Annotated in this window: 23 protein-coding genes and 1 pseudogene; 15 read left to right on the forward strand and 9 right to left on the reverse strand. The window is 70.6% G+C overall.

Annotation, left to right across the window (positions count from 1 at the left end; translation table 11 throughout):
* Positions 1 to 78: 78 nt before the first annotated feature.
* The 4 genes from ACQQ2N_RS07770 to ACQQ2N_RS07785 are packed head-to-tail and all read right to left on the reverse strand — an operon-like array spanning position 79 to position 5,978.
* Positions 79 to 1,179 carry a PA0069 family radical SAM protein gene (locus ACQQ2N_RS07770; protein WP_440225138.1) on the reverse strand — a complete coding sequence of 367 codons (1,101 nt, stop codon included), beginning with the start codon at positions 1,177 to 1,179 and terminating at the stop codon, positions 79 to 81.
* A gap of 50 nt (positions 1,180 to 1,229) precedes the next feature.
* Positions 1,230 to 2,660, reverse strand: a complete 1,431-nt coding sequence (locus tag ACQQ2N_RS07775; RefSeq protein ID WP_440225139.1) for an efflux transporter outer membrane subunit — start codon at positions 2,658 to 2,660, stop codon at positions 1,230 to 1,232.
* A gap of 13 nt (positions 2,661 to 2,673) precedes the next feature.
* Positions 2,674 to 4,626 carry a MacB family efflux pump subunit gene (locus ACQQ2N_RS07780; protein ID WP_440225729.1) on the reverse strand — a complete coding sequence of 651 codons (1,953 nt, stop codon included), beginning with the start codon at positions 4,624 to 4,626 and terminating at the stop codon, positions 2,674 to 2,676.
* Positions 4,623 to 5,978 carry an efflux RND transporter periplasmic adaptor subunit gene (locus ACQQ2N_RS07785; RefSeq protein ID WP_440225140.1) on the reverse strand — a complete coding sequence of 452 codons (1,356 nt, stop codon included), beginning with the start codon at positions 5,976 to 5,978 and terminating at the stop codon, positions 4,623 to 4,625. Before ACQQ2N_RS07785 ends, ACQQ2N_RS07780 begins: the two co-directional genes overlap by 4 nt.
* A gap of 174 nt (positions 5,979 to 6,152) precedes the next feature.
* On the opposite strand from ACQQ2N_RS07785, the gene msrA reads away from it, so the two are divergent.
* The 9 genes from msrA to ACQQ2N_RS07830 all read left to right on the forward strand — a co-directional run bounded on the left by msrA (position 6,153) and on the right by ACQQ2N_RS07830 (position 15,019).
* Entirely contained in the window at positions 6,153 to 6,794 is a 642-nt protein-coding gene (gene msrA, locus ACQQ2N_RS07790) for a peptide-methionine (S)-S-oxide reductase MsrA (RefSeq protein ID WP_440225141.1), read from the forward strand.
* On the forward strand, positions 6,791 to 7,228 hold the full coding sequence (msrB, locus tag ACQQ2N_RS07795) for a peptide-methionine (R)-S-oxide reductase MsrB (RefSeq protein WP_440225142.1): 438 nt from the start codon (positions 6,791 to 6,793) through the stop codon (positions 7,226 to 7,228). The genes msrA and msrB overlap by 4 nt, the downstream gene beginning before the upstream one ends.
* Before the next feature lie 197 nt (positions 7,229 to 7,425).
* The gene (locus tag ACQQ2N_RS07800; protein WP_440225143.1) at positions 7,426 to 9,405 is read left to right on the forward strand and encodes a sigma-54-dependent Fis family transcriptional regulator; all 1,980 of its coding nucleotides are present in this window, start codon (positions 7,426 to 7,428) and stop codon (positions 9,403 to 9,405) included.
* A gap of 248 nt (positions 9,406 to 9,653) precedes the next feature.
* Entirely contained in the window at positions 9,654 to 11,804 is a 2,151-nt protein-coding gene (locus ACQQ2N_RS07805) for a TonB-dependent receptor family protein (RefSeq protein WP_440225144.1), read from the forward strand.
* Between the two features lie 102 nt (positions 11,805 to 11,906).
* Positions 11,907 to 12,293, forward strand: coding sequence for a YchJ family protein (locus ACQQ2N_RS07810; protein WP_440225145.1), 387 nt, complete (start codon positions 11,907 to 11,909; stop codon positions 12,291 to 12,293).
* Positions 12,294 to 12,698: 405 nt separating this feature from the next.
* On the forward strand, positions 12,699 to 13,640 hold the full coding sequence (locus ACQQ2N_RS07815) for a hypothetical protein (protein WP_440225146.1): 942 nt from the start codon (positions 12,699 to 12,701) through the stop codon (positions 13,638 to 13,640).
* On the forward strand, positions 13,637 to 14,197 hold the full coding sequence (locus tag ACQQ2N_RS07820; protein WP_440225147.1) for a GTP-binding protein: 561 nt from the start codon (positions 13,637 to 13,639) through the stop codon (positions 14,195 to 14,197). The genes ACQQ2N_RS07815 and ACQQ2N_RS07820 overlap by 4 nt, the downstream gene beginning before the upstream one ends.
* Positions 14,194 to 14,592 carry a roadblock/LC7 domain-containing protein gene (locus ACQQ2N_RS07825; protein WP_440225149.1) on the forward strand — a complete coding sequence of 133 codons (399 nt, stop codon included), beginning with the start codon at positions 14,194 to 14,196 and terminating at the stop codon, positions 14,590 to 14,592. Before ACQQ2N_RS07820 ends, ACQQ2N_RS07825 begins: the two co-directional genes overlap by 4 nt.
* Before the next feature lie 67 nt (positions 14,593 to 14,659).
* Positions 14,660 to 15,019, forward strand: a complete 360-nt coding sequence (locus ACQQ2N_RS07830; protein ID WP_440225150.1) for a hypothetical protein — start codon at positions 14,660 to 14,662, stop codon at positions 15,017 to 15,019.
* Between the two features lie 66 nt (positions 15,020 to 15,085).
* Here ACQQ2N_RS07830 and ACQQ2N_RS07835 read toward each other — a convergent pair whose 3' ends face one another.
* Positions 15,086 to 15,460, reverse strand: a complete 375-nt coding sequence (locus ACQQ2N_RS07835; RefSeq protein WP_440225151.1) for a DUF6970 domain-containing protein — start codon at positions 15,458 to 15,460, stop codon at positions 15,086 to 15,088.
* 111 nt (positions 15,461 to 15,571) lie between these two features.
* On the opposite strand from ACQQ2N_RS07835, the pseudogene ACQQ2N_RS07840 reads away from it, so the two are divergent.
* Positions 15,572 to 17,137: pseudogene (locus ACQQ2N_RS07840) on the forward strand (ABC-F family ATP-binding cassette domain-containing protein); the annotation flags it as partial.
* Between the two features lie 44 nt (positions 17,138 to 17,181).
* Here the strand turns inward: ACQQ2N_RS07840 and ACQQ2N_RS07845 are convergent.
* Both ACQQ2N_RS07845 and ACQQ2N_RS07850 read right to left on the reverse strand, forming a co-directional pair.
* Positions 17,182 to 17,613 carry a hypothetical protein gene (locus ACQQ2N_RS07845; RefSeq protein WP_440225152.1) on the reverse strand — a complete coding sequence of 144 codons (432 nt, stop codon included), beginning with the start codon at positions 17,611 to 17,613 and terminating at the stop codon, positions 17,182 to 17,184.
* Entirely contained in the window at positions 17,610 to 18,191 is a 582-nt protein-coding gene (locus ACQQ2N_RS07850; RefSeq protein WP_440225153.1) for an RNA polymerase sigma factor, read from the reverse strand. Before ACQQ2N_RS07850 ends, ACQQ2N_RS07845 begins: the two co-directional genes overlap by 4 nt.
* Before the next feature lie 120 nt (positions 18,192 to 18,311).
* On the opposite strand from ACQQ2N_RS07850, the gene ACQQ2N_RS07855 reads away from it, so the two are divergent.
* Entirely contained in the window at positions 18,312 to 18,656 is a 345-nt protein-coding gene (locus ACQQ2N_RS07855; protein WP_440225154.1) for a hypothetical protein, read from the forward strand.
* Between the two features lie 90 nt (positions 18,657 to 18,746).
* Entirely contained in the window at positions 18,747 to 20,429 is a 1,683-nt protein-coding gene (locus ACQQ2N_RS07860; protein WP_440225155.1) for a serine hydrolase domain-containing protein, read from the forward strand.
* A gap of 15 nt (positions 20,430 to 20,444) precedes the next feature.
* On the opposite strand, the gene ACQQ2N_RS07865 is transcribed toward ACQQ2N_RS07860, so the two are convergent.
* Positions 20,445 to 21,353 (reverse strand): mechanosensitive ion channel family protein, encoded by a 909-nt coding sequence (locus ACQQ2N_RS07865; RefSeq protein ID WP_440225156.1) that lies wholly within the window; start codon positions 21,351 to 21,353, stop codon positions 20,445 to 20,447.
* Between the two features lie 91 nt (positions 21,354 to 21,444).
* Here ACQQ2N_RS07865 and ACQQ2N_RS07870 point away from each other — a divergent pair, with 91 nt between their 5' ends.
* The 3 genes from ACQQ2N_RS07870 to ACQQ2N_RS07880 all read left to right on the forward strand — a co-directional run bounded on the left by ACQQ2N_RS07870 (position 21,445) and on the right by ACQQ2N_RS07880 (position 25,062).
* The gene (locus ACQQ2N_RS07870) at positions 21,445 to 22,077 is read left to right on the forward strand and encodes a glutathione S-transferase family protein (RefSeq protein ID WP_440225157.1); all 633 of its coding nucleotides are present in this window, start codon (positions 21,445 to 21,447) and stop codon (positions 22,075 to 22,077) included.
* A 31-nt stretch (positions 22,078 to 22,108) separates the two neighbouring features.
* Positions 22,109 to 22,528: a VOC family protein gene (locus tag ACQQ2N_RS07875; protein WP_440225158.1), complete on the forward strand. Its 420-nt coding sequence runs from the start codon at positions 22,109 to 22,111 to the stop codon at positions 22,526 to 22,528.
* Between the two features lie 95 nt (positions 22,529 to 22,623).
* Entirely contained in the window at positions 22,624 to 25,062 is a 2,439-nt protein-coding gene (locus ACQQ2N_RS07880; RefSeq protein ID WP_440225159.1) for a tetratricopeptide repeat protein, read from the forward strand.
* A 6-nt stretch (positions 25,063 to 25,068) separates the two neighbouring features.
* On the opposite strand, the gene ACQQ2N_RS07885 is transcribed toward ACQQ2N_RS07880, so the two are convergent.
* Entirely contained in the window at positions 25,069 to 25,866 is a 798-nt protein-coding gene (locus ACQQ2N_RS07885; protein WP_440225160.1) for a DUF2884 family protein, read from the reverse strand.
* Positions 25,867 to 25,933 lie beyond the last annotated feature (67 nt).

The following is a 25,933-nucleotide window of genomic DNA, read 5'->3' on the forward strand; positions in this document are numbered from 1 at the left end:
GTGTGTCCGTTGCGTGCGCGGGACGCATGAACCATGTCCCGCCTTCGGCTGCCGCTGTCGTGGCCAGGATCGGCGTCATCAGAACAGCTCGCCCTGCGGCGTCGGCGCCCGCGGCACGCGGAACAGGCTCGTGTCGAGGGCGAGCTCGCGCGTGCGGGTGAGGCCGAGCCGGCGGCTCGCGACGCGGAAGCGCTGGCGGATCAGGTCGGAGAACACGCCTTCGCCGCGCATGCGCGAGCCGAACCGCGGGTCGTTGTCGCGGCCGCCACGCATCTGCTGCACGAGGCTCATGACGTGCGCCGCACGCTCGGGCACGTGCAGGTCGAGCCACTCGCGGAACAGCTCCCTGAGCTCGTGCGGCAGGCGCACGATCGTGTAGCCGGCCGTGCGCGCACCCGCCGCGGCGGCATCCTCGAGGATGCGTTCGATCCAGCGGTCGGTCACCGCCGGGATGATCGGCGCGACGAGCACGCCGCAGGGCACGCCGGCGGCATGCAGTGCCGCGAGCGCGGCGATGCGCCGGTGCGGCGCGCTTGCACGCGGCTCGAGCGTGCTCGACAGGCGGTTGTCCAGCGAGGTCACCGAGACGAATACCTGCACGAGGCCGTCGCGCGCCATCGGCGCGAGCAGGTCGAGGTCGCGTTCGACGAGCGCATTCTTGGTCACGATCGTGAGCGGATGCCGGTGTTCGGCGAGCACCTCGATCACCGCACGCGTGAGGCGGTGCTCGCGTTCGATCGGCTGGTAGGGGTCGGTGTTGGCGCCGAGGTTGATCGGCGAACAGACATAGCCGGGCTTCGCCAGCTCGGCGCGCAGGCGCTCGGCCGCATTGTGCTTGGCGACGAGGCGGGTCTCAAAGTCGATGCCGGGCGAGAGATTGAGGTAGGCGTGCGTCGGCCGCGCGTAGCAGTACACGCAGCCGTGCTCGCAGCCGCGGTACGGGTTGACCGACTGCGTGAACGGGATGTCGGGCGAGTCGTTGCGGCTGATGATCGTGCGCGCGGTCTCGAACGTCACCTCGGTGCGCGGCCGCGCGGGCGCGTCGTCGTCGCGCGTCCAGCCGTCGTCCTCGAGCGTCTTCGTGATGCCCTCGAAGCGGCCTTCGCGGTTCGACGCCGCGCCGCGCCCCTTGATGCGCTCGGCGCGGGTCAGGTCGGCGGGATCGTGCGGGCGCGGCATGCAGCGAGTATGCGCGTGCCGGTCTCAGCACGCGCGACGCCGCATGCGGGTCAGCCGCCCGCGATCGCCTCGCCGGCCGGACGCGTGCCGCCGCCGAGGACCTGGTAGACCAGCACCTGGTTGTTGAGGCGGGCGAGCTGGCCTTCGGTCCATGCGATCTCGGCCGAACGGCGACGTTCCTGCGCATCGAGCCAGGCGCGCAGCGCGACCGCACCGGCCTTGTAGCGCACCTCGTAGAGGCGTTCGGCGCGGCGCGCGGTCTCGAGCGACTCGGCGAGCAGCGCGGCGCGTTCGGCCAGCGTGTCGCGCGCGGCGAGCGCGTCGGCGGTGTCGGCGAGGGCCTGGTAGAGGGTTTGCCGGAACGTCACGACGGCTTCGTCGTACTGGGTCTGCGAGACGCCGATGTTGAGGCGCATCTGGTTGACCTGCAGGAACGGCAGCGACAGCGCCGCGCCGAGCGAGCCGACCGGGTTCTTGAGCACATCCAGCAGCGAGGTGCTCGAACTGCCCGCGCCCGCGGTGAGGCTAAGGCGCGGATAGAAGCTCGCGCGCGTCGCGTCGACGCCGGCCAGGGTGGCGCGCAGGCGCAGTTCGGCGGCACGCAGGTCCGGGCGGCGCGCGAGCAGGTCGGCCGGCAGGCCCGCCGCGACATCGGGAAGATCGGTGGCCGGCAGGCGCGACGGATCGACGCCGGGATCGCCGGGAGGTGCATCGAACAGGATCGCGAGTGCGTTGCGTGTCTCGGCGCGCTGCTGCAGCAGGCTCGCGTGGCTGGCGCGCTGGCTCGCGAGGCTCTGCTCGGCGTCGGCGATCTCGAGGCCCGACACCGCTCCGGAGCCGTACTGCACGCGCACGAACGCGAGCGTGCGCTCGGCGACGTCGAGGCTGGCCTCGCTCACGGCGACGCGCTCGTTGAGGTAGGCGAGCTGCCAGTACAGGCCGGCGGTCGTGCCGACCAGCGTGAGTGCGGTCGCTTCGCGGTCCTCGGCCGTGGCGACGGCATTCCAGGTCGCGGCGTCGCGCTCGCTGCCGAGGCGGTTCCACAGGTCGACCTCGTAGCTCGCCGACAGCGACGCGGAGTTGCTGCGCGAGGTCGGTGCGCTCTCGTCGAGGCGACGGCTCGCGCCGGCGCTGACGCTGGCCGACACCGATGGCACGAACGCATTGCGTGCGAGATCGGCCTGCAGCTGCGCGCGGCGTACGCGGATCGTCGCTGCGGCGAGGTCGTTGTTGCGCGCGAGCGCGCGTTCGACCAGTGCATCGAGGGTCGGGTCGCCGAAGGCCTGCCACCAGCGTTCCTGCACGATGGCGGTATCGGACGACGACGCGGCGGTCGCGGTGCTCCACTGCGCGGGCACGTCGGTAACGGGGCGCTCGTACGGCGTGCGCGTCGTCGCGCAGGCAGCCAGCGACAGCGCCAGTGCGGCGGCCAGCGCGTGCCGGCCGGCGAGACGGATCGATCGGGGGGCGGGGGCGTGCATGGGTCGCTCCGGGTCAGTCGCGCGCGAGCGCGTCGACGGGGTCGAGGCGCGCGGCGTTGCGCGCGGGGAGGAAGCCGAACACGATGCCGATCAGCGTCGAGCAGGCGAACGCGACCACCATCGACGTCGTCGAGTAGACCATCGTGAAGCTGCCGCCGGCCTGCGCGAACACTGCGCCGATGCCGAGCGCGAGCAGCACGCCGATCAAGCCGCCGAGCAGGCACACGAGCACCGCCTCGATGAGGAACTGCTGCAGGATGTCGCCCTGGCGCGCGCCGACCGCCATGCGCACGCCGATCTCGCGCGTCCGCTCGGTCACCGACACCAGCATGATGTTCATGACGCCGATGCCGCCGACGATCAGCGAGATCACCGCGATCGACGAGATCAGCAGGGTCATCGTCTGTGTGGTCTGCTGGATCGTCTGGCGGATCGAATCGGTGTTGGAGACGTAGAAATCCTGCGAGCCGTGGCGCTGCGTGAGCAGGGCCGTGATGCCGGCCTCGGCCGCGTCCATCGACACCGTGTCGTCGACGCGCACGGTGATGCCGCGCAGGTAGTTCTGGCCGAGCAGGCGGTACATCGCCGTCGTGTACGGGATGAAGACGTTGAGGCTCTCGTTGTTGCCGAACGCCGAGTCCTTCTTCGCGGTGACGCCGACGATGCGCGCAGGCATGTTGTTGAGCAGCACGACCTCGCCGATCGGGTCGCCGCCGGTCTCGAACAGCTTGGCGTAGGTGTTGTCGTCGATGACGATGTCCTGCGACTGGCGGCGCACGCTGTCGGCGTCGAAGGCGACGCCGCGTGCCATCTCGAAGCCGCGCACGCGGAAGTACTGGTCGCCGACGCCGTTGGCCTGCGAGGTCACCGAGACGTTGCGGTAGCGCAGCGTCACGCTCGACTGCACGCTCGGGGTCACGCTGTCGACGTAGTCCTGCTGGGCCAGCGCGTCGGCATCCGACGGCACCAGTGTGCGCACGCGCGCCGAGCGCATGTCGCCGAAGCCGCTGCCGGGATAGATGTCGATGACGTTGGTACCGATCGTGTTGATGTTGTCGACGATCTGCTTCTGCGAGCCCGCGCCGAGCGCGACCACCGACACCACCGAGGCGATGCCGATGATGATGCCGAGCATGGTCAGGAACGTGCGCAGGCGGTGTGCGTTCATCGCGAGCAAGGCCATGCGGAACGCCTCGAGGAAGCGGTCGCGCACGGCCTTCCAGCCCTCGTCGCCACGACGCGCGCGCACCGCCGCGGCGGTGCGTTCGCGGCCGGCGCGGCGGCGGTCGGCGACGATCTCGCCGTCGCTGATCTCGATCACGCGCGAGGCGTGCTCGGCGACATGCATGTCGTGGGTGACCAGCACGATCGTGTGGCCTTCGGCGTGCAGCTCGTCGAGCAGCCGCAGCATCTCCTCGCCGCTTGCGCTGTCGAGCGCGCCGGTCGGCTCGTCGGCCAGGATCACCTCGCCGCCGTTCATGAGCGCGCGCGCGATCGACACGCGCTGCTGCTGGCCGCCCGAGAGCTGGCCGGGCTTGTGGTCGAGGCGCTCGGCGAGGCCGAGTCGCGTCAGCAGCGCGCGTGCGCGTTCGCGGCGCTGCGCGGAGGCCTTGCCCGCGTAGACGGCCGGCGTCTCGACGTTGCCGAGCGCGTCGAGGTCGGCGAGCAGGTGGTAGCGCTGGAACACGAAGCCGAAGTGTTCGCGGCGCAGTTCGGCGAGCTCGTCGGGCTCGAGCGCACCGGTCTCGCGGCCGGCGACGCGGTAGCTGCCGTCGGTCGGGCGGTCGAGGCAGCCGAGGATGTTCATGAGCGTCGACTTGCCGGAACCCGAGGCGCCGACGATCGCGACGTACTCGCCGGCCTCGATCGTGAGATCGACGTCCTTGAGCACGACGAGCGTCTGGTCGCCGGCCGGGTACTCGCGCCGCACGCGGGCAAGCTGGAGCAGCGGGGTCGTCATGGTCAGAAGCCCGGCGGGCGACGCATCATCGGGCCGCGCGACTGCGCGGCGGCGCCGGCCGCACCCGACTGGCCGAGCACGACGGTGTCGCCCTCGGCGAGGCCTTCGCGGATCTCGGTGAGGATGTTGTTGCTGATGCCGATACGCACGGGCTTCTCGACCGGGTTGCCTTCCGCATCGAGCACGCGCACGAGGCGCGGTGCGCCGCCGGCGTCGTCGCCCGGCGAACCTTCACGGGCTGCGCCGTCGCGAGATCGGCGGTTGCCGCCTTCGCCGGGCGGGCCCTGCGTGCCGGCCGTGCGCGGCGTGGCGCCTTCCTGACGCGCCCCGCCCGCGACACGTGCACCCGTGCCGCGTGGCGCGGCCATCACGGCCGAGGCCGGCACGGTCAGCACGTCGCGTGCATCGGCGAGCACGATGTTGACCGTCGCGGTCATCGAGATGCGCAGCTTGCCGTCGGGGTTCGGCACGTCGAACAGGCCGTTGTAGTAGATCGCCGTGCTCGAGCTGCTGCTCGAACTCGTGTTGCTCGTCGATTCGCTCGCGATCGACTCGGGTGCGGGTTCCACCGCGCGCAGTTCGGCGTGGTAGCGGCGGTCCGGTTCGCCGAGGATCGTGAACCAGACTTTCTGGCCTGCGGCGACGCGCACCACGTCGGCTTCGGAGATCTGCGCCTTGATCGTCAGCGTCGACAGTTCGGCGAGCTTGACGATGGTCGGCGCCGACTGGTTCGCGTTGACGGTCTGGCCTTCCTTGGTGACGACCGCGACGACCGTGCCGTCCATCGGCGCGAGGATCTTCGTGTAGCCGAGGTTGAGCTTGGCCGTGTCGACCTGGATCGTGCCCTGTTCGATCTGCGCATCGAGCGCGGCGATGTCGGCACGTGTCGAGGCCAGCGTCGCCTCGGCCGCCTCGAACTCGGCGCGCGAGGTCGCGTCGGCCGCGATCATTTCCTGCTGGCGCTTGAACACGAGCTCGGCCTGCTTGAGTGCGGCGACGCGTGCGCTGCGCTGCGCACGCGAGGTCGCGAGGCCGGCCTCGGCGTTGCGCAGCGAGTTCTGCTGCGGCAGCGAGTCGATCTCGGCGATGAGCTGGCCGGAGGTCACGGTGTCGCCGACGTCGACCTTGAGCGAGACGACGCGGCCCGACACCTGGGCGCCGACGCTGACGAGGTTGCGCGCCTCGAGCGTGCCGGTAGCGATGACGGTCTGCTCGATGTCGCCGCGTGCCACCGGCGCGGTCACGTAGCTCTGGGTCGCCGCGGACGGGAACAGCCACAGCTTGAGGCCGACGCCGGCGGCGACGAGCACCGCGACGAGGACGAGGTTGCGCAGGAGGCGTTTGGAGCGGGTCTTCATCTCGGGATCCGTTCGCGCGGGGCATGGGGAGAGTGCGCGGCCAGTGTGCCGACGCAGGCGTTATGCCGCCGGCTGCAAATGCAAGGGAAACGCAAAGGCGGCCTGCACATTCGGCTTGAAATCGCCACGATCCGGGCGCATCAAGGGGCACCTCCCTTGCCACCGGACTCCGCCATGGCCTTCGTCTGCGACATCCCGGGTGCCAACCTCGCCATCGAGCGGGGTGCCTTCCCGAACCCCGAGCGCGACATCGATCCGGCCAGCGTCGCCGGCGAACAGCTCGCGGTGCTCGCGGGCGGCTGCTTCTGGTGCGTCGAAGCCGTGTTCAAGGAACTCGACGGCGTGCGCTCGGTGACTTCGGGCTACAGCGGCGGCACCGCCGAGACCGCCGACTACAAGACCGTGTGCACGGGCACGACCGACCATGCCGAGGTCGTCGCGATCCGTTTCGATCCCGCGCGCACGAGCTTCGGCCAGCTGCTCAAGGTGTATTTCGCGGTCGCCCACGATCCGACCCAGAAGGATCGCCAGGGCGAGGACCGCGGCCGCCAGTACCGCTCGGCCGTGTTCTACACGGACGAGGCGCAGAAGGAGGTCGCCGAGGCCTACATCCGTCAGCTCGACGCCGCGCACGTCTACAACGCACCGGTCGTGACCGAGGTCGTGCCGCTCGAGGCCTTCCACGAGGCCGAGGCCTACCACCACAACTACGCCGAGCTGCATCCGGAGCAGTCCTACATCGCCGCGGTCGCGCTGCCCAAGGTGGCCAAGCTGCGCAAGCAGTTCGGCGACAGGCTCAAGGGAGACGCCTCGTGACGACCTCGGCGTCGGGTTATGACCTCGGTCCGCTGTCGCCCGAGCGCATCGACGCGCTCGCGGTCGGGCTGACCCCCGAGGAGCGCCGCATCATCCTCGACCGCGGCACCGAACGCCCGTTCTGCGGCCTGCTGCTCGACCACAAGGAAGCGGGCACCTACGTGTGCCGGCTCTGCGCGCTGCCGCTGTTCCGCTCGGACGAGAAGTTCGAATCGGGCACGGGCTGGCCGAGCTTCTTCGCGCCGTTCGATCCGGCCCATGTGCTCGAGCTGCGCGACACCAGCCACGGCATGGTCCGCACCGAGATCCGCTGCGCGCGCTGCGACGCCCATCTCGGCCATGTGTTCCCGGACGGGCCGCGGCCGACCGGCCAGCGCTACTGCCTCAATTCGGCCTCGATGGCGTTCGTCGCGGGGGCTCCGCCGGCACCCTGAGCGCCTTGCGGGATGCGAGGTATTACCCGAACGGTAATACCTCGCGCGCACAGTCGGGCTTCGCCTGCCGGCGCCGATTTGCTGCAGTGCGGTTTGCAATGATGATGCCATCGGAGCCAACCTAGCTGCCCGTACGAATGCCCGACAGGCGCGTCGTGGCGTGGCACGTCGCCGCAGCGCAGCCCGGAGTCCAGCCGATGAGCAGTCCCGCCCTGACCGCGTCCCACGCCAACCGCGTCATCAGCCTCGTCCAGGACAAGGCCCGCGGGCGCCAGGTCGCCGCCCACGTCACGAGTTCGTGGTCGCGCTGCCTCAACGAATACGGCATCGAACCGCACCGCATGCGGGACACCGCCGTCCTCGAAGCGGCACAGCTACGCGAACGCCAGCAGGGCTTCGGCGAGCTGCTCGGCGTCGCCAAGGCCGAGATGGAGAGCCTGTTCGACCAGATCTCGGGCTCGGGCTACGCGGTCATCCTGACCGACGCCGACGCGGCGATCCTGCACACGATCACCGATCCGACCCTCAAGCGCGAATTCCGTCATGCCGGCCTCTGGCACGGCGCGCTGTGGGACGAGCGCCACGAAGGCACCAACGGCATGGGCACGTGCATCGCCGAGAAGCGCGCCGTGACCGTGCACCGCGACGAACACTTCATGGGCTACAACATCGGCCTGTGCTGCGCCGGCGCGCCGATCCTCGATGCGCATGGCGAGATCCTCGCCGTGCTCGACACGTCCTCGGCGCATTGCGGCGACGCGCGCTCGATCCATCGCCACACGATGGCGCTCGTGAACATGTCGGCGCGCCTGATCTCGCGCTGCCACTTCCTGCGCGAGTTCCCCGACGCGCACGTGCTGCGCTTCCACAGCCGTCCCGAATTCGTCGGCCTGCTGCACGAAGGTTTGCTCGCGATCGACGGCGACGGCCGCATCGTCGCCGCCAACGACGCGGCGATCGAGCAGCTCGGCCATGGTGGTCGCCAGACCCTCGTCGGCCAGTCGATCGAGACGGCTTTCCAGTTCACGTTCGCGGCGCTCGAAGCGCGCTCGCACAACGATTCGGCGACGATCTGGCCGATCCGCGACGTCGTGCGCGGCCGGCGCTTCTTCGCCAAGGTGCGCGTGCCCGCGAACGCGCTGCGCGCGCCGGCCTCGCCGCTCGTCGTCAACCCGATGCATCCGGCGATGCCGAATCCGCGCGTCGAGGTATCCGACCGCCACGTCGGCACCGATTCGCGCATGAAGCACAACTTCGCCTGCGCGCACCAGCTGTTCAGCCGGCGCGTGCCGATCCTTCTGCAGGGCGCGACGGGCACCGGCAAGGAAGCGTTCGCGAAGGCGCTGCACCGTGCCTCGGCGTGGTCCGACAAGCCCTTCGTCGCGGTCAACTGTGGTGCGATCCCCGAGCCGCTGATCGAGAGCGAACTGTTCGGCTACACGCGCGGCGCGTTCACCGACGCCAACCGCGAAGGCCGTCCCGGCAAGATCCTGCAGTCGAGCGGCGGCACGCTGTTCCTCGACGAAATCGGCGACATGCCGTTGAGCCTGCAGACGCGCCTGCTGCGCGTACTCGAGGAGCGCGAGATCGTGCCGCTCGGCTCCGACACCGCGCATCCGGTCGACCTGCACGTGATCAGCGCGAGCCACCACGACATTCGCCAGATGAGCCAGTCCAACGAGTTCCGCATGGACCTCTACTACCGGCTCAACGGCACCACGCTGTACCTGCCCGCGCTGCGCGACCGCGAGGACAAAGCCGAACTCATCCACGTGATCCTGCGCGAGGAATCGCCCGAGGACGAGATCGTGCAGATCCGTCCCGACGCGCTGCGCGCGATGCTCGAGTACCGCTGGCCCGGCAACATCCGCGAGCTGCGCAACGTGCTGCGCACGGCCGCGGCGCTGTGCACCGAGAACACGATCCGCCCGTCGAACCTGCCGCAGGAGCTGCTCGACGAGACGCAGAAGGCGTCGACGCCGCCCGAGATCGCGGTGGCCGAACCGGTCGACGCACTCGGCGCACGCGCGCCGCTCGACAGCGCCGAGCGTGCCGCGCTCGTGCGCGAGCTCGAACGCATGCGCTGGAACATCACGCACACCGCCGAAGCACTCGGCATCAGCCGCAACACGCTGTACCGCAAGATCCGCAAGCACGACATCCCGCTCGCCGACTGAGGCGTCGCAGGCGCGACAGCTGTCGCAGCCTGCGACACGCGCCGCAGCGGCGCGACACGTCGATGCCAGCCTGCGACATCGCCGACACCCGCGAGGTGTGCCGCGAGGGTCGCCCGCGTTACACAATGGTGCCACGCGTGGCGCATTCCGCGGTGCCGCGCACCGCCGTGCGCCTGTGCGGCGTGGCCTGCCGCCGTGGCATGCGCCTTGCTCCGTTCCCCTCCGTGTTTTCCAGAGTGATGTCCCGCATGACCCCTATCCCGACGACGAACGCCGCGCGTGGCGCGCTGGCCCTCCGCCGCCTCGCCGCCGCGTGCATCGCGGCGCTGTCCGCGCCCACCGTGGCGTTCGCCGACGAGCCAACCGACGACGGTCGCCTGCCTGCGGTGGTCGTCACCGCGACGCGCAGCGAGCAGGAAGCGTTCGACGTCGCCGCGTCGATCGATGCGGTCGCGCTCGACAGCGCCGACCACGACGGCCTCGGCGTCAACGTGTCGGAAGTGCTCGGCCTCGTGCCGGGCGTGCTCGCGCGCAACCGCCAGAACTACGCGCAGGACGAGCAGATCTCGATCCGCGGCTTCGGCGCACGCTCGACGTTCGGCGTGCGCGGCGTGCGCCTCTACACCGATGGCATCCCGGCCTCGATGCCGGACGGCTCCGGCCAGGTCTCGCACTTCAACCTCGATTCGGCCGAGCGCATCGAAGTGCTGCGCGGGCCGTTCTCGGCGCTGTACGGCAATTCGTCGGGCGGCGTGATCCAGATCTTCACGGCCGACGGCGAGGGTCCGCCCGAGCTGCGCGCCGGCATCGTCGGCGGTCGTTACGGGCAGGGGCGTGCGAGCGTCAACCTGCGCGGCGGCACCGAGCGCATCGGCTACAACGTCGACCTCAGCCATTTCGAGACCGACGGCTGGCGCGACCACAGCGCCGCCGAGCGCGACTCGTTCAATGCCAAGCTCACCGTCGACACGGGCCCTGGCCGGCTCACGCTGATCGGCAACGCGGTGTCGATCCCCGATGCGCAGGACCCGCTCGGCCTCACGCTCGCGCAGTTCCGCGACAACCCGCGCCAGGTCACCTCGGTCGCCGAGCAGTTCAACACGCGCAAGAGCGTCGACCAGTCGCAGGCCGGCGCGATCTGGGAGCAGGCCGTCGGTGCTGGCAGCGTGCGCGTGCTCGCCTATGCGGGACGCCGCGAGGTCGAGCAGTTCCTCGCGATCCCGGCCGGACCGCAGAACAGCCCGCTGCACTCGGGCGGCGTGATCGACCTGGACAGCGACTACCACGGCGCCGACGCGCGCTGGACGATCACGCAGGGCGCGTTCGAGTTCACGCTCGGCGCGAACTTCGAGAATCAGGAGCAGGACCGCCTCGGCTTCCTCAACTTCATCGGCAGCGACGTCGGCATCCGTGGCGCGCTGCGCCGCGACGAGGACAACCGCGCATTCAACTTCGACCAGTACGCGCAGGCGAGCTGGCATTTTGCCGACGCGTGGTCGCTGATGGCCGGCGTGCGCCACAGCGAGATCAAGTTCCGCTCGACCGACCACTACATCACCGCAGGCAACCCCGACGACAGCGGCACGCGCAAGTACACCGCGACGACGCCCGTGGTGGGCCTGCTGTACTCGGTCACGCCGTCGGCCAATCTCTATGCGACCTGGGGCAAGGGCTTCGAGACGCCGACGTTCGCCGAGCTCGCCTACCGCAACGACGGCGGATCGGGCCTCAACTTCGAGCTCGAGCCGGCCGAGACACGCAACGCGGAGCTCGGTGCGAAGCTGCGCTTCGGCGCGCGTACCGAAGCCACGGTCGCGGTGTTCCGCGCCGACACCGACGACGAGATCGCGATCGCGACGAACTCGGGTGGCCGCACGACGTTCCAGAACGTCGGCAGCGCGCGCCGCGAGGGCGTCGAGGCCTCGCTCGCGACGCGCCTCGGCGACGCCTGGACCGTGCAGCTCGCGGCGACCTGGCTCGACGCGACGTTCCGATCGCCGTTCCTGACCTGCACGGGCTCGCCGTGCACGACGCCGGCCACCCCGGTCGAGGCCGGCACGCGCATTCCGGGCGTGCCGCGCCGCAGCCTGCGGGCGGGATTGACCTGGGGCGGTGAGTACGGATGGCGCGTCGGCACCCAGGTCGAGGCGATGGGCGAGGTGCCGGTCAACGACATCGGTTCGGAGTCGGCGCCGTCGTACACGGTGGCCGGGCTCGACGTCGGCTACGGCTTCCGCCTCGACTCGGGCAAGCTGCGCACGTTCGCCTCGGTCGACAACGTGTTCGACAAGCGCTACGTCGGCTCGGTCATCGTCAACGACGGCAACGGCCGCTACTACGAGCCCGGCATGGGCCGCAGCGTGATGCTCGGCGTGCAGTGGCTGTGGGGCGCGCGCTGACGCCGCCCCGCGCGTAGGCGCACCGCCGGACCGGATTCCCCGCCACCGCCGGCGCGCGCTGGCGGGCTATGCTGGCCAGCCCGACCGACCGCGGCCCCGACGATGCCTGCCGATCGCGGCAATATCCCATGTCCGTGCGGCCGCGCCGCGCCCTATGCCGCCTGCTGCGCGCGCTGGCATGCCGGGGCGCCAGCGCCCGATGCCGAGGCGCTCATGCGTTCGCGCTACGCGGCGTTCGTGCTCGGGCTGTCCGACTACCTGCTCGCGACCTGGCATCCCGGCCAGCGGCCGGCGAACCTCGCGCTCGACACGGGCACCACCTGGCTCGGCCTCGAGGTACGGCGCCACGTCGCCGACGGCGACCGCGCCGAGGTCGAATTCGTCGCTCGCTTCCGCCACGGTGGTGGCCGCGCGGTGCGCCAGCACGAGACCAGCCGGTTCGTGCGCGAGGACGGCCGCTGGTTTTACGTCGACGGCGTCGTCGCCTGAGCCCGGCATGCGGCGGCGGATTCCCGCCGCCTCCGGATACATGTATACATTCGACCGTGGCGATCGCGTAACGTACCTGAACGTACGTTGTTTCGTGATTGTCGTCGCAGTCCCCGCATGCGGTGCTGGAAACCGTCATGGCGTGGCTTGTCTATTGCTTCCTTCGGGGAAGTGTCGAGGGACCGGTTCCTGCTGGCAGGACGCATGGCGGAACCACGTACAGCAAGGGGGAAGCCGACGTGGACGGCGCGGGCGACCGCGCTGTCCCCCGGTCGCCTGTGACGCGGCGGGCCGTCAACCGCCCACCGCGTCACACGCGACGCGTCACAGAACGACAAAATTCGAAACACCGTGACGGCACACCGGCGGCCACGCCGGAGAACCGTCGCCGCAAGGAGTCCCCGCATGGCCACCTACAAGATCTGCGACATCGGATTCGCGCCGGACGCGTCCCACGCGCTGCATTCGATGTTCAAGATCATGGAAGGCCGCGCACAGGCCTCGTGGATCCCCGCGGCGCTCGACGCGGCCGACGTGCTGCTCGCCAACGTCACCGCCGATCCGCTCGCGCTGAGCGCCTGGTCGCGTTCGGGCAAGCCCGTCATCTTCGTCATCGACGAGCGCGGCAGTTTCCCGCCGGCGCCGTTCGTGCTGCGCCATCCCGTGCGCGTCATGCAGCTGCTGTCGATGCTCGACAACGTCACCGAACACCTGCGCGAGCCGCGCCGCCAGCCTTCAGCGACATCGGACGGCACGTCCGCGTGGCGCGTCGCCGAATCGCTGCGTGCCGTCGCGATGCACACCGTCGAGCGTGGCTGGAACGTGGCAGAGGACGCCGAAGGTGCCCATGTCTGGGTCGGTGGCGGCCACGCCCACGCGCTGCCCGCCACGCTCGCCGCGTTGCGCGAAGGCCGTCTCGCGCTCGGTACCTTCCAGCCGACCACCGACTGGCCCGCCGGGGGCGCCGAGCGCCTGCCCGTGCGCGACCTGGCCTGGTACATCGGCCTCGCCGGCGACGAAAGCCTCGCGCCGTGGCTCGATGCGGGTGCCGCGTTCCGCCTGCGCCGCTGGCCTGATTTCGGCCGCCTCGGTGCGCGCGTCGAGCTGCTCGAACTCGCCGCCCATGCCGCGGCGCGCCCGTGCACGCCGGCGCTGCTCGCGTCGGGCTCGGGGCAGCCAATCGCGACCGTCAACCGCTTTCTTGCGGCGGCCTCGATGGCCGGTCTGCTCGTCGCGGTGCCGCGCGTCGAGGCCGTGCCGGCGCCGAGCGTCGCCCCGGTTTCGCCCGTGCGCGGCTGGCGCCGTTTCGTCGGCGACCTGCGCAAGCACCTCGGGCTCGTCGCATGAACGACGTCGCCGAGGGTGAATTCAAGATCGTCTTCACGGGCCCGATGGGTGCCGGCAAGACCACCGCGATCGCGGCGATCAGCGAGATCGACCCGGTTCGCACCGAGGTCGCCAACAACGACCGCATGAGCCACGAGAAGGCCTCGACGACGGTCGGCTTCGACTACGGCCGCATCACGCTGCCGGGCGGCGGCGTGGTGCGCCTCTACGGCACGCCGGGCCAGCCGCGCTTCCGCTTCATGTGGTCGATCGTCGGCCGCGGCGCGGCCGGCGCGATCGTGCTGCTCGATGCGACCCAGCCCGGCGCGCTCGTGCAGATGGACCTGTTCGTCGACGCGTTCCGGCCGCTCGTGCCCGAGGGCGCGCTCGTCGTCGGCGTCGGCCGCACGACCGAGGAGGGCGCCCTCAACAGCGACACGTTCGCCTCGCGCCTCGAGGCACGCGGCATCCTCGCGCCGGTGCTGTCGGTCGACGTGCGCCGCAAGGCCGACGTCATGCTGCTCGTGCAGACACTCGCGTGCATCCTCGAGACCCAGAACGGGAACGCCTACGCATGAATGCCGTGACGCGCCCGAGCCGTGTTCCCCGCGAGTTGGCCAGGAAATTGCTTGAAACCCTCGGCGAAGTGGTCGGCGTCAAGACCGTGGTGCTGTTCACGGCGGACGGTTTCGAGGTCGCCTCGCACAGCGCGGAGGTCGGCGCGCCGGCGCGCATCGCGGCGATCGGCAGCTCGCTGTCCGCGCTCGGTTCGGCGATCTCGGCCGAGGCCGGTCTCGCCGACTTCGACTGCACGACGATCCAGAGCGTCAACGGCACCATCGTGATCACGCGCGTGGAAGGACCGCACGCGATGTCGCTCGCCGTCGTGGCCGACGAGGCCGTGACGCTCGGGCAGCTGCTGTGGGCGGTGCGGCGCTGCTGTACCGCGTTGGCGAAACTGATGAACGAATGACGATTGCACGCGGACGAGACCACGCGCGCGACCGCCCCGAATCCGGTGTCTCGATCCAGGAATCCTCATGTCCAACCTCAACGATAGTCTCGCCAAGCTGCTCGGCATCGACGGCGCGATGTGCACGGCGCTCGTCGACGCCAACAGCGGCATGCTGCTCGGCAAGGCCGGCAGCGGTGTCGACCTCGACCTCGCCGCGGCCGGCAACACCGAAGTCGTGCGTGCCAAGCTCAAGACGATGAAGTCGCTCGGCCTCAACGACGCGATCGAGGACATCCTCATCACGCTCGGCAAGCAGTACCACATCATCCGTCCGGTCGTGGCCAAGCCGGGCCTGTTCATCTACCTCGTGCTCGACAAGAACCGCGCCAACCTCGCGCTCGCGCGCCGCGCCGCGCAGGACGTCGAGAACGGCCTCGAGATCTGACCGTTCCGCAGGGAATGTGGCGATGGCGCGATCCCGGCGGCTTCGAGCCGCTCCGGGACCGCGTGTTCATCGTTTCGGCGGTGGCGTGCGTTCGCGCGCGTCGCGCCAGACCGGCGTGCGTCCGCGTGCCTCGCGATGGAAGTCCGCACAGCGGCCGTCGCCGCGTCCGGTGATGCCGCCGTCGGGTGCGCAGAGGCGTTCCCCGTCGGCATCGAGCAACTGGCTCGGGATGTCGCAGCAGCGCGCCGGGATCAGGTACACGGTCGCGTCGCGGTAGACGTAGCGGACCACGCTGCGCGGCGGATTCGTGACCGGTGCGGCCTCGAACGCGGCGATGCGTTCGCGCAGCCACGGCGGCAGCGTGGCGGTGTCGGGCGGCTCGCCGGCGCCGACCTGCAGCGTCGCAGCGGCGAGCAGGGCAGCGATGGTCAGGGGCATCATCGTTCTCCTCGTGGCGGGTCTCCGCGGGATACGCGCGACGTCCGCGCATCCTGACATCGCGTCGAGGCACGGCGGCAGCGTGCGCGAAAGCCTGTAGAATCCGCGCCCCTCATGATCTCCTTCCGAAACTTCGCCCTGCGGCGTGGCGAACGCCTGCTGCTGTCCGACGTCGACCTCGCGCTCCACGCGGGTTGGCGCATCGGCGTCATCGGCCGCAACGGTTGCGGCAAGTCGAGCCTGTTCGCGGCGATCCAGCACGAGATCGAACCCGATCGCGGCGACATCGAACTGTCGGGCAAGCTGCGCATCGCGAGCGTCGCACAGGAGACGCCGGGCCTGCCGGACCGCGCGATCGACTTCGTCGTGTCGGGCGACACCGAGGTGCACGCAGTGCTCGTCGCCGAGGCCGCCGCGATGGCTGCCGAGGACTGGGACGGCGTCGCCGCCGCGCACCAGAAGCTCGCCGAGATCAACGGTTACGACGCCACCGCGCGCGCGGGCAAGCTGCTGCACGGCCTCGGGTTTCCGTCGTCGACGCACGAGCGCACCGTGGCCGAGTTCTCGGGCGGCTGGCGCGGGCGCCTCAACCTCGCCAAGGCGCTCATGATGCCGAGCGACCTGCTGCTGCTCGACGAGCCGACCAACCACCTCGACCTCGACGCGGTGCTGTGGCTCGAGCAGTGGCTGCTCAAGTACCCGGGCATGCTGCTCATGATCTCGCACGACCGCGAGTTCCTCGACGGCGTCGGCACGCACATGCTGCATCTCAACGACGGCCGCGCGAAGCTCTACACGGGCGGCTACACCGATTTCGAGCGCCAGCGCGCCGAGCAACTGCGCCAGCAGCAGATCGCGTTCGAGAAGGAGCAGGCCGAGCGCGCCCACCTGCAGTCGTTCATCGACCGCTTCAAGGCGTCGGCGGCCAAGGCCAAGCAGGCGCAGTCGCGCGTCAAGCGCCTGGCCAAGCTCGCAGGCACCGAAGCGGTGCGCGCCGAGCGCCAGATCCACATCACCTTCAGCGATCCGGTCAAGCTGCCGAACACGCTGATCCGCCTCAACCACGTCGACGCGGGCTACGGCGACCTGCGCATCCTGCGCGATGTCGGCTTCGGCCTCGAGGCCGGCGACCGCATCGGCCTGCTCGGTCCGAACGGCGCGGGCAAGTCGACGCTCGTCAAGACACTGGTCGGCGAACTGGCGCTGATCGCGGGCGAGCGCACCGCGCACCCCGACCTCGAGCTCGGCTACTTCGCCCAGCACACGGTCGAGTCGCTGCACGAGGGGCAGAGTCCGATCGACCACCTGCGCGAGATCGCGCCGGGCACGTCGCTGCAGGATTTCCGCGACTACCTGGGCCGCTGGAACTTCGCCGGCAACCGCGCGTTCGAGGTCATCGACGGCTTCTCGGGCGGCGAGCGTGCGCGCCTCGCCCTCGCGCTGATCGCGTGGCGCAAGCCCAACGTGCTGCTGCTCGACGAGCCGACCAACCACCTCGACCTCGAGATGCGCGAGGCGCTCGCCGAGGCGCTCGCGATCTTCCCGGGCGCGATCGTCATGGTCTCGCACGACCGCCACCTGATCGGCCTGGTCTGCGAGACCTACTGGCGCGTCGCCGACGGCAAGGTCGAACCGTTCAAGGGCGACCTCGACGAGTACGCGAGCTGGCTGCGCGCGCGCGGCAACCGCGGCGACGCGGCCAGCGCGGTCGCGGCGTCCGCCGGCTAACGCCCCCGCGGGCTCGTGCGGTCGAACAGGCCGCCGAGCGCCGACACGCCGATGCACGCCGCGGCGGCGAACATCCAGCGCAGCGTCGTGTCCGACGACGAGCCCGACAACCAGCCGGCCATGGTCCTCAGGCCGCCGAGTCCGAAGTAGCCGAGCGCGCCGAGACCCGACACGACCAGCAGCATGACGAGCGCGGCGACGAGCCGCTGCTCGAGGCGCGCGTCGACGACCGGCGCGCGGGCCGCCTCGGCGCGGCGCGCGACCGTCGCCGCGAAATCGACCGGCAGGTCGACCGGCGGGGCCTGTCTCAGCGCGTGGGCGATCCGGCGGTAGGACACCGCCGCGGGATCGTGGCCGGACTCGCGTACCTCGCGCGCGTCGAGGCGGGCGCGCTCCTGCATCTGCCATTCGCGTTCGTCGTGGGTCATGCGGCGACTCCGAATCGGTCTTCGAGCAGGCCGCGGAGCTGCTTGCGGCTGCGGAACAGGTGGCTCTTGATCGTACCCTCGGCGAGCCCGGTGATGCCGGCGATCACGCCGATCGGCTGTTCGTCGAGATGGTAGAGGGTGAGGATCGTGCGTTGCAGCGGCGGCAGGCATTCGATCGCCGCGTGCAGGCGCGCGTTGATCTGCGCGTCGGCGAGGTCGGCCTGCAGGTCGAGGCCGTCGCCGACCGCCGCGGCCGCGTCGAGGCCGTCGCCCTCGCTCGTCTCGGCGATCGGGATGCGCCGCTTCTCGAGATGGCGCTTGGCCATCGAGTAGGCGACCTGGCCGATCCAGGCCTTGAGCGGGCTCTCGCCGCGGTACTGGTGCAGGCAGCGGTGCACGCGCAGGAAGGTCTCCTGGCAGAGCTCGCGCGCATCCTCGGGATGCCGCACCATGCGCTCGATGATGTGCCAGCACAGGCCCTGGTGGTCGCGCACGAGCCGCTCGAACGCGCCGGGACGCCCCTCGAGGGCGTCGCGGGCGTACGCAAGGTCGGTCGAGAAGTCGGCGGCGTCGTCCATCGCGGCATGGGATACGCCCGACGGGCGGACGGTTGCAAGTGGCGTTCGCGCAACCGGTCGCGCGGCCGCCGTATCTCCTGTCGCGAACCCCGAGGCATCCACCGTCCACCGAGAACCGCCATGACCGAAGACCTGCTGCTGCCCTTCATCCCGATCAGCCTGTTTCTGTGCATCACCTACGCGATCAAGGCCGTCGTCGACGCCCGCGTGCGCAAGCAGCTGGTCGGCTCGAACGCCTCCGAAGACCTCGTGCGCTCGATCGTCGAGGCCGACGAGCGCCGCCGTCGCCTCGCGTCGCTGCGCTGGGGCGTGACGCTCGTCGCGCTCGCGGTCGGCTTCGGGCTGATCGAGGCCTTCGACTGGCGCGACGTCAATCCGGGCGTCATCGCCGTGCTGCTCGGTGCCGCGGGCATCGGCAACCTCGCCTATTTCGCGATGAGCCGGCGCCTGCCCGACGCGCGATGATCTCCGTCGCGCGCGGTCGCCGCGTGGTGCGATGATCCTGTCCGTGCAGGGCGGCGTGCCGCCGCCCACCGACTGCGACAAGGAAGGCCGATGATGCGGACCCTCGCGCGCCACGCGCTCGTGCTCCCGATGCTGCTCGCGACGACGGCGGTGTTGGCCAAGCCGCCCGTCAAACCGATGCTGCCGAGCGATGCCGAGGTCGCCGCGTTCGCGCAGCGCGCCCTCGACGAAGCGGTGCCGGATCCTGCAGGCCCCGGCATGGCCGTGCTCGTCGCGCGTGGCGACACCGTGCTGTTCCGCGGCGCGCGCGGCATGGCGAGCATCGAACTCGGCGTCGCGCTGAAGCCCGAGCACGTGTTCCGCATCGGCTCGGTGACCAAGCAGTTCGCCGCCGCGCTGCTGCTCGCGCTGATCGAGGACGGCAAGGCGAAGCTCGACGATCCGCTGTCGACGTTCCTGCCCGATTACCCGAATGGCGGCGCGATCACGCTGCGCCAGCTGCTCGACCACACCTCGGGCGTACGCAGCTACACCGACCTGCCGGGCTACATGGACGAAGGCGTGCGCCTGGACCGCGATACCAGGGCCCTCGTCGCCGTGTTCAAGGACGAGAAGCCCGATTTCGCGCCCGGAGCCGAGTGGCGCTACAACAACTCGGGTTACGTGCTCGTCGGCGCCGTCATCGAGGCGATCGGCGGAAAGCCCTGGCACGAGCAGCTGCAGGCGCGCTTCCTGCGCCCGCTCGAGCTTGCGCACACGCGCCCGGGTGACGATGCGGCGATCGTGCCGGGCTTCGTCGAGGGCTACACGCGTGGCCTCGACGGCAAGCCCGCGCGAGCGGGCTACCTGAGCATGACGCAGCCGCATGCGGCCGGTGCGCTCGTGTCGACGGTCGACGACCTGCTGCACTGGAACCTCGCCCTGCACGGCGGCAAGGTGCTGCCGCCCGAAAGCTATCGCCGCATGACCACGCCGGAGGGCGTCGCCAAGGCCTCGCACTACGGCTTCGGCATCGAGCGCCACAGCCTGCGCGGCCAGACGGCGCTGCAGCACGGCGGCGGCATCCACGGTTTCCTGTCGAGCCTGGTCTATCTGCCCGACAGTCGCCTCAGCGGCGTCATGCTGCGGAACACCGACGGCGCGTCGCCGTCGCCGCTGCTGCGCCGCGTGCTCGCCTTCGCGGTCGGGAATCCGTATCCCGACCCCGTCGAAGGCCAGCCCGATGCGGGCAAACTCGACACGGCACAAGGCGTCTACCGCCTCGATGCGAAGACCACGCGCACCCTGAAGCTCGAAGACGGCAAGCTCGTCTCGCAGCGCAGCGGCGGCTCGCCGTTCACCATGGCGTGGCTCGGGGGGGACCGGTTCGGTTTCCCCGATTCGACCGCGCGCATCGAACTCGTGCGTGACCGCAAGGGGGTCGTCACGGCACTGCGCTTCTTCGCCGAGGGCGACGAGGCCGAGACCTGGGCACGCGAGGGCGACCTGCCGCCTCCGACGGCCACGGTCGAGCTCTCCGCTGCAGCGAGGGCAGAACTCGCAGGCGAGTACACGTCGAGCGAGCTGTCGCTCGGCGTGCTCCTCGGCGAGGACGGCGTTCTGCGTGTGCAGGTACCCGGCCAGCCTGCATTCGAGCTGCAGGCCCAGGCCCCGCGCGTGATGCGCGTTGATGCCGTCGATGCGACGCTCACGTTCGAACCCGAGACCGGTCTCGCGCAGCGCCTGACCCTCGTGCAGGGCAGCGCGCGCTTCGAACTCGTGAGCAAGCCCTGAAATCGCGACGCGGCGTCAGCGGGCCGCGTCGTCGCCGGCCGGCGTCGCCTTCGCGTCGACTGCGGGTGGCGACGCGGGTACGGCACCGGTACCCGCGAGCTGGCGCACGGTCATCTCGCTCTGCGGGAACGGGATCGAGATGTTCTCCTGCGCGAAGCGCTCCTTGATCGCGCGCAGCAGGCTCGTCTGCACGCCCCACACGTCGCTGGTCTTGGCCCACGGGCGGATCGCGAGGTTGACGCTCGAATCGGCGAGCTGCGAGACGACGACGGTCGGAGCAGGTTCCTGCAGGATGCGCGGATCCGCGGCCATGATCTCCTGCACGACCTGCATCGCCTGGCCGACATCGTCCTCGTAGCCGATGCCGACGACGAGGTCGACGCGGCGCGTCGCGCGCGCGTTGGCGTTCGTGATCGCATCGCCGGCGACCTTGCCATTCGGGATCACGACTTCGCGGTTGTCGGCGGTGAGCAGGTGCGTGTGCATGAGGCTCACGTGCTGCACGGTGCCGCTGGCGCCAGCGACCTCGATGAACTGGCCGATGCGGAACGGCCGGAACACCATGAGCAGCACGCCCGCGGCGAGATGCGAGAGCGAGCTCTGCAGCGCGAGGCCGATGGCGAGGCCGGCTGCGCCGAGCACCGCGAGCAGCGACGCGGTCGGCACGCCGAGGCGATCGAGCGCGCCGGTGATCACGACCGCGAGCAGCAGCACGAACACGACGTTGCGCAGGAAGTCGCCGAGCAGGGGATCGGCGCCGGTACGCCCGAGAACGCGCCGCAGCGCGTCGGCGATGCGCCGAGCGATCCACCAGCCGATCAGCAGGATCAGCAACGCGACGAACAGGCGCAGGCCCCAGGCCATCGCCGCGGCGGCCCATGGCGAGGCGTCGAGCCGGTCGAGGAAATCCCGTATCGCTTGCATCGCCTGTCCTCGTGTCCAAAGACGGGGCAGGCTACCAGCGCGGGTTTGACTGCAGGCAGAATGTCGGCCCCCGCCGCCACGAGGGTGCTCCATGTACACGCTCTACTACTCGCCGGGCACGGCCAGCATGGCCGTGCACCTCGCGCTGCTCGAGATCGGCGCCGCGCACGAACTGCGTGCGGTCGATTTCGATGCACGCGCGCAGAAGGATCCCGACTACCTGCGCCTCAACCCGAACGGCCTCGTGCCGACGCTGATCGTCGACGGCGCCCCCGTCTACGAATGCGCCGCGCTGATGCTGCTGCTCGGCGAACGCCATCCGGAGTCGGGCTTCACGCCATTGCCGGGCACGCCGCAGCGTGCGACCTACCTGCAGTGGATGCTGCACCTCGCCAACACGCTGCAACCGGCGTTCCGCCAGTGGTTCTATCCGCAGGATTTCGGTCCCGCCGACCAGGACGACGCGATGCGCGAGTACGCGCGCCGTCGCATCGAGGACGCCTGGACGCGCCTGGACACACATCTCGCCGCGAACGGCCCGTGCATCCTCGGTGACACGCCCGGCATCGTCGATTTCTACGCGACCATGCTCATGCGCTGGTCGCGCAACATGCCGCGCCCGGCCGACCGCTGGCCGGCCCTCGCCGCGCTCGCCTCGATCGTGAAGTCGCGTCCGTCGTGGAAGCGTCTCTATGCGATCGAAGGCCTCACCGAATGGCCTTGAATACCCCGCAGCCATCCGCCACGGAGAACCCATGAAGTACCTGCACACGATGGTGCGCGTGCGTGACCTCGACGCATCGCTGCGCTTCTTCAACACCCTCGGCCTCGTCGAGACGCGGCGCAAGGAGAGTGCACAGGGACGCTTCACGCTCGTGTTCCTCGCCGCGCCGGGCGATGCCGATCGCGGCGAGGTCGAGCTGACCTGGAACTGGGACGACGAGGACTACGGCTCGGCACGCAACTTCGGCCACCTCGCCTACGCGGTCGACGACATCTACGCGACCTGCCAGCGCCTCATGGACGCCGGCGTGACGATCAACCGCCCGCCACGCGACGGCCACATGGCATTCGTCCGCTCGCCGGACCTCATCTCGATCGAGCTGCTGCAGAAGGGCGAATCGCTGCCGGCGCGCGAGCCTTGGGCGTCGATGCCGAACACCGGCAGCTGGTGATCCGCCCCGTGCGCGCTTGTCGCGCGGGGCCGGGCATCGTCTAATCGCGGCATGCGAAGCCGGCACGCCGACCGGTGCGCACCAGGGGGCACGCCATGATGCCAGGCCAGGATCCGTCCGCCGACGACGCGACCGAGTTCGACGGCGCCGCGACGTCGCGCTCCGACGACGACGGCCCGGTGCCGGGCACGCGCCTCGGCGCCTACGTGATCCGCCGCGCGCTAGGCGAAGGCGGCATGGGGCGTGTCTACCTCGCCGACCAGACCGCGCCGGTTCGTCGCGAAGTCGCGCTCAAGCTGATCCGCGAACAGCTCGCGAGCCCGATGGCGCTGGCCTGGTTCGAGGTCGAGCGCCAGGCGCTCGCGCAGATGCAGCATCCCGCGATCGCGCAGGTATTCGACGCCGGCACCACGCCACGTGGTGATGCCTACCTCGCGATGGAGTTCGTCGAAGGCGAGCCTCTCACGCAGTACTGCATCGACCGCGGCCTGCCGCTCGATGCGCGCCTCGCGCTGTTCGTGCGCGTCTGCCAGGGCGTGCAGCATGCGCACCAGAAGGGCGTCATCCACCGCGACCTCAAGCCTGCCAACGTGCTCGTGAGCGAGGTCGACGGCGTGGCCGCGCCGAAGATCATCGACTTCGGCATCGCGATCGGCGGCGGCGCGGGCGCGAGCGGTCCCGACGCCGGCAGCGCCTGGCGCGCGGGCACGGCGATCTACATGAGCCCCGAGCAGGCACGCGGCGACGTACGCGACCTCGACACGCGCAGCGACGTCTATGCGCTCGGTGTCATGCTGTTCGAGGTGCTGACCGGAAGCCGTGCCGCCGGACTCGCATCGTCCTCGGCGTACCAGTCGCAGGCGCGCCCGCGCATGCCGTTGCACGACACCTTGCTCGTCACCGACGTGTCGCCGGACGTGCCGGGCGCGAGTGACCTGATCGGCGCGGCAAGGCGGCTGCCGTACGAGCTGCGTGCGATCCTGCGACGCGCGCTCGCCGAAGACCGCGAACAGCGCTACGCCTCCGCGACCGCACTCGCGGAGGATCTCGAGCGTTTCCGCGAGCATCGGCCCGTGCGCGCGTTGCCGGCGACGCGTGCCTACGTCGCGCGCACGTTCGTGCGTCGGCACGTCGTCGCACTCGGTGCCGGCGCCGTGGTCGTCGTCGCGCTGCTCGCCGGCATCGTGCTCGCCGTGCAAGGCCAGTGGCGTGCCGAGCAGGCCGCGCAGCAGGCGCGCATCGAGGCCGACAAGGCGCGCCAGGTCGCCGCGTTCGCGCAGCAGATGCTCGCCGGCATCGATCCCGATCGCGCCCGCGGTATGGATCGCAGCCTCATGCGCCTGGTCCTCGATGCGGCGGCGACGCGTGCGCGCGACCAGCTCTCGGGCCAGCCCGAAGTCCAGGCGACGATCGAGCGCACGATCGCGCAGAGCTACGGCGCGATCGGCGAGTACGCGGCCTCGGCCGAGCATTTCGGCCTCGCCGCCGGGCTCGCCGCAACGAGCGGCATGCCGGTGGGCGAGCGTGTGCGCCTGCTCGTCGGGCAGAACGACGCGATCGGCAACCAGGGACGCTTCGAGGAGGCGCTCGGCAACGTGCCCGCGATGCTCGAGCTCGCGCACACATTGCCGGCTACCGACCGTGACCGCCTGTTCGCCGAGAGCCGTGTCGGCTGGTACGAGCGCGGTGCCGGCAAGCTCGAGGCCGCGATCACGCGCTACGAGGAGGTGCTGCCGCGCCAGCGCGCGGCCTTCGGTGCCGACGATCCCGACACGCTCGAGACGGCGCGCGGCCTTGCCGCCACCTATACGCGTGTGGACCGTTATGCGGATGCCGAGCCGCTGCTGCTCGACACCCTCGCACGCACGCGCGCGGCCTACGGCGAGGACGCCACGAAGACGCTCGACGTGACGACCGCACTCGGCGTCATGTACCTCGAACAGGAGCGCTACGCCGAAGCCGAGGCCTTGCTCACGCCGGCACTGGCGCGTGCGGAGCGTGTGCTCGGTGCGGATCATTCGAACACGCTCGTGCTCGTGTCCAACCTGGGCGGTGCGATCCGCAACCAGGGCCGCAACGCCGAGGCGAGGCCGTACTACGAGCGCGTGCTCGCGACCAACCTGCGCCTGCACGGTCCCGACCATTTCCTCGCGGTGTCGGGGGCGAGCAACCTGGGGCGCCTGCTGCGCGACCTCGGCGAACTCGAGGCCGCCGAGCGCCACGCGCGAGAGGCGGTCGAGCACATGGACAAGGCTTTCGGCCCGGACAACCCGGCACGCGGCATCTTCGTGCACGCGCTCGCCAAGGTGTTGCTGAGCCGCAAGCGCTACGCGGAAGCGGAAGCGGAGCTCGATCGCGCCTACGCGATCTTCACGTCGAATCCGGCGTTCGGCCCCGGCCACTCGCGCACGCGCGAGGTCGTCGACGACTACATCGCGCTGTACACGGCGACCGGTGACGCGGCGCGCGCGGCGGCATGGCAGGCGCGCCGCGATGCGCCGTCGCAGGCGGCGGCCCCGTCGCCGCCGGGCTGAGCGGGGTCAGCGCGCGAGGTCGAACAGGTCCAGGCGCGAACCGTCGGGGAGGCGCGCGGCGAGGCCATCCTCGATCGCATCGGCGGCGCGCAGCTGGTCGCAGAGGCGGTCGGCGCGCGCTTCGAGGGCGCGAGCGCTGGCCTTGATGCCCTTCTCGACGTGCTTCTCGATCGACGCGGCACGCGCTTCGAGCTCGGCGAGTGCGGCCGTATCGCCGCCGCTGAAGGCGACCTTGAGGGCCTGGGCCGTGATGTTGCCGACGAGCTCGCCGACCAGCGAGCCCACCGCGCCTTCGACGAGACGTTCGACGTAGGCGTCGGAGTCGAGGCTCCAGTCTTCCTTGGCCTCGATGGCGCGGCGCAGTTCGGCCGACGTGCGTGCGAGGCGCTCGGCGCTCTCGCGGGCCTGGCTCGGCGACTCGGCGAAGGCCGTGGAGGCGTGGCCGATCGCCTCGAACGCGAGGCCGACGGCCTCGATCGCGACACCCTTCGCTTCCGGAACGATCGCGCGCAGCGAGCGCTCGAGGTCGACGGCGCGTGCGACATCGGCCGCATCGAGGGCCAGCGCGCGTCCGTCGACCGTGATGGTGCCGTTGCGTGCGATCACGACGACCTGCGGCGGCTCCTTGCGGGTGAACGTCATGCGCTCGCCGTCGATGCGCACGTCGTAACGGCTTTCGATGCGGCACGCGTCCGACGAGACGTCGAGTCCGGCGTGGACGGGCATGGACACGGCGAGGACGAGCACGGCGCTCGCGAACGGACGGAAGAACATCGGGCGCAACTCCACGGACTCGGTGGCCATGGGATGCCGGCAGGCGGTGACGGGTTTAAACGACGGCGGCGGCGCCCGCAGGCGCCGCCGCCGTCAC

The sequence above is a fragment of the Dokdonella aquatica genome, assembly GCF_051987395.1.
In the GTDB taxonomy this organism is placed as follows: Bacteria; Pseudomonadota; Gammaproteobacteria; order Xanthomonadales; family Rhodanobacteraceae; genus Dokdonella.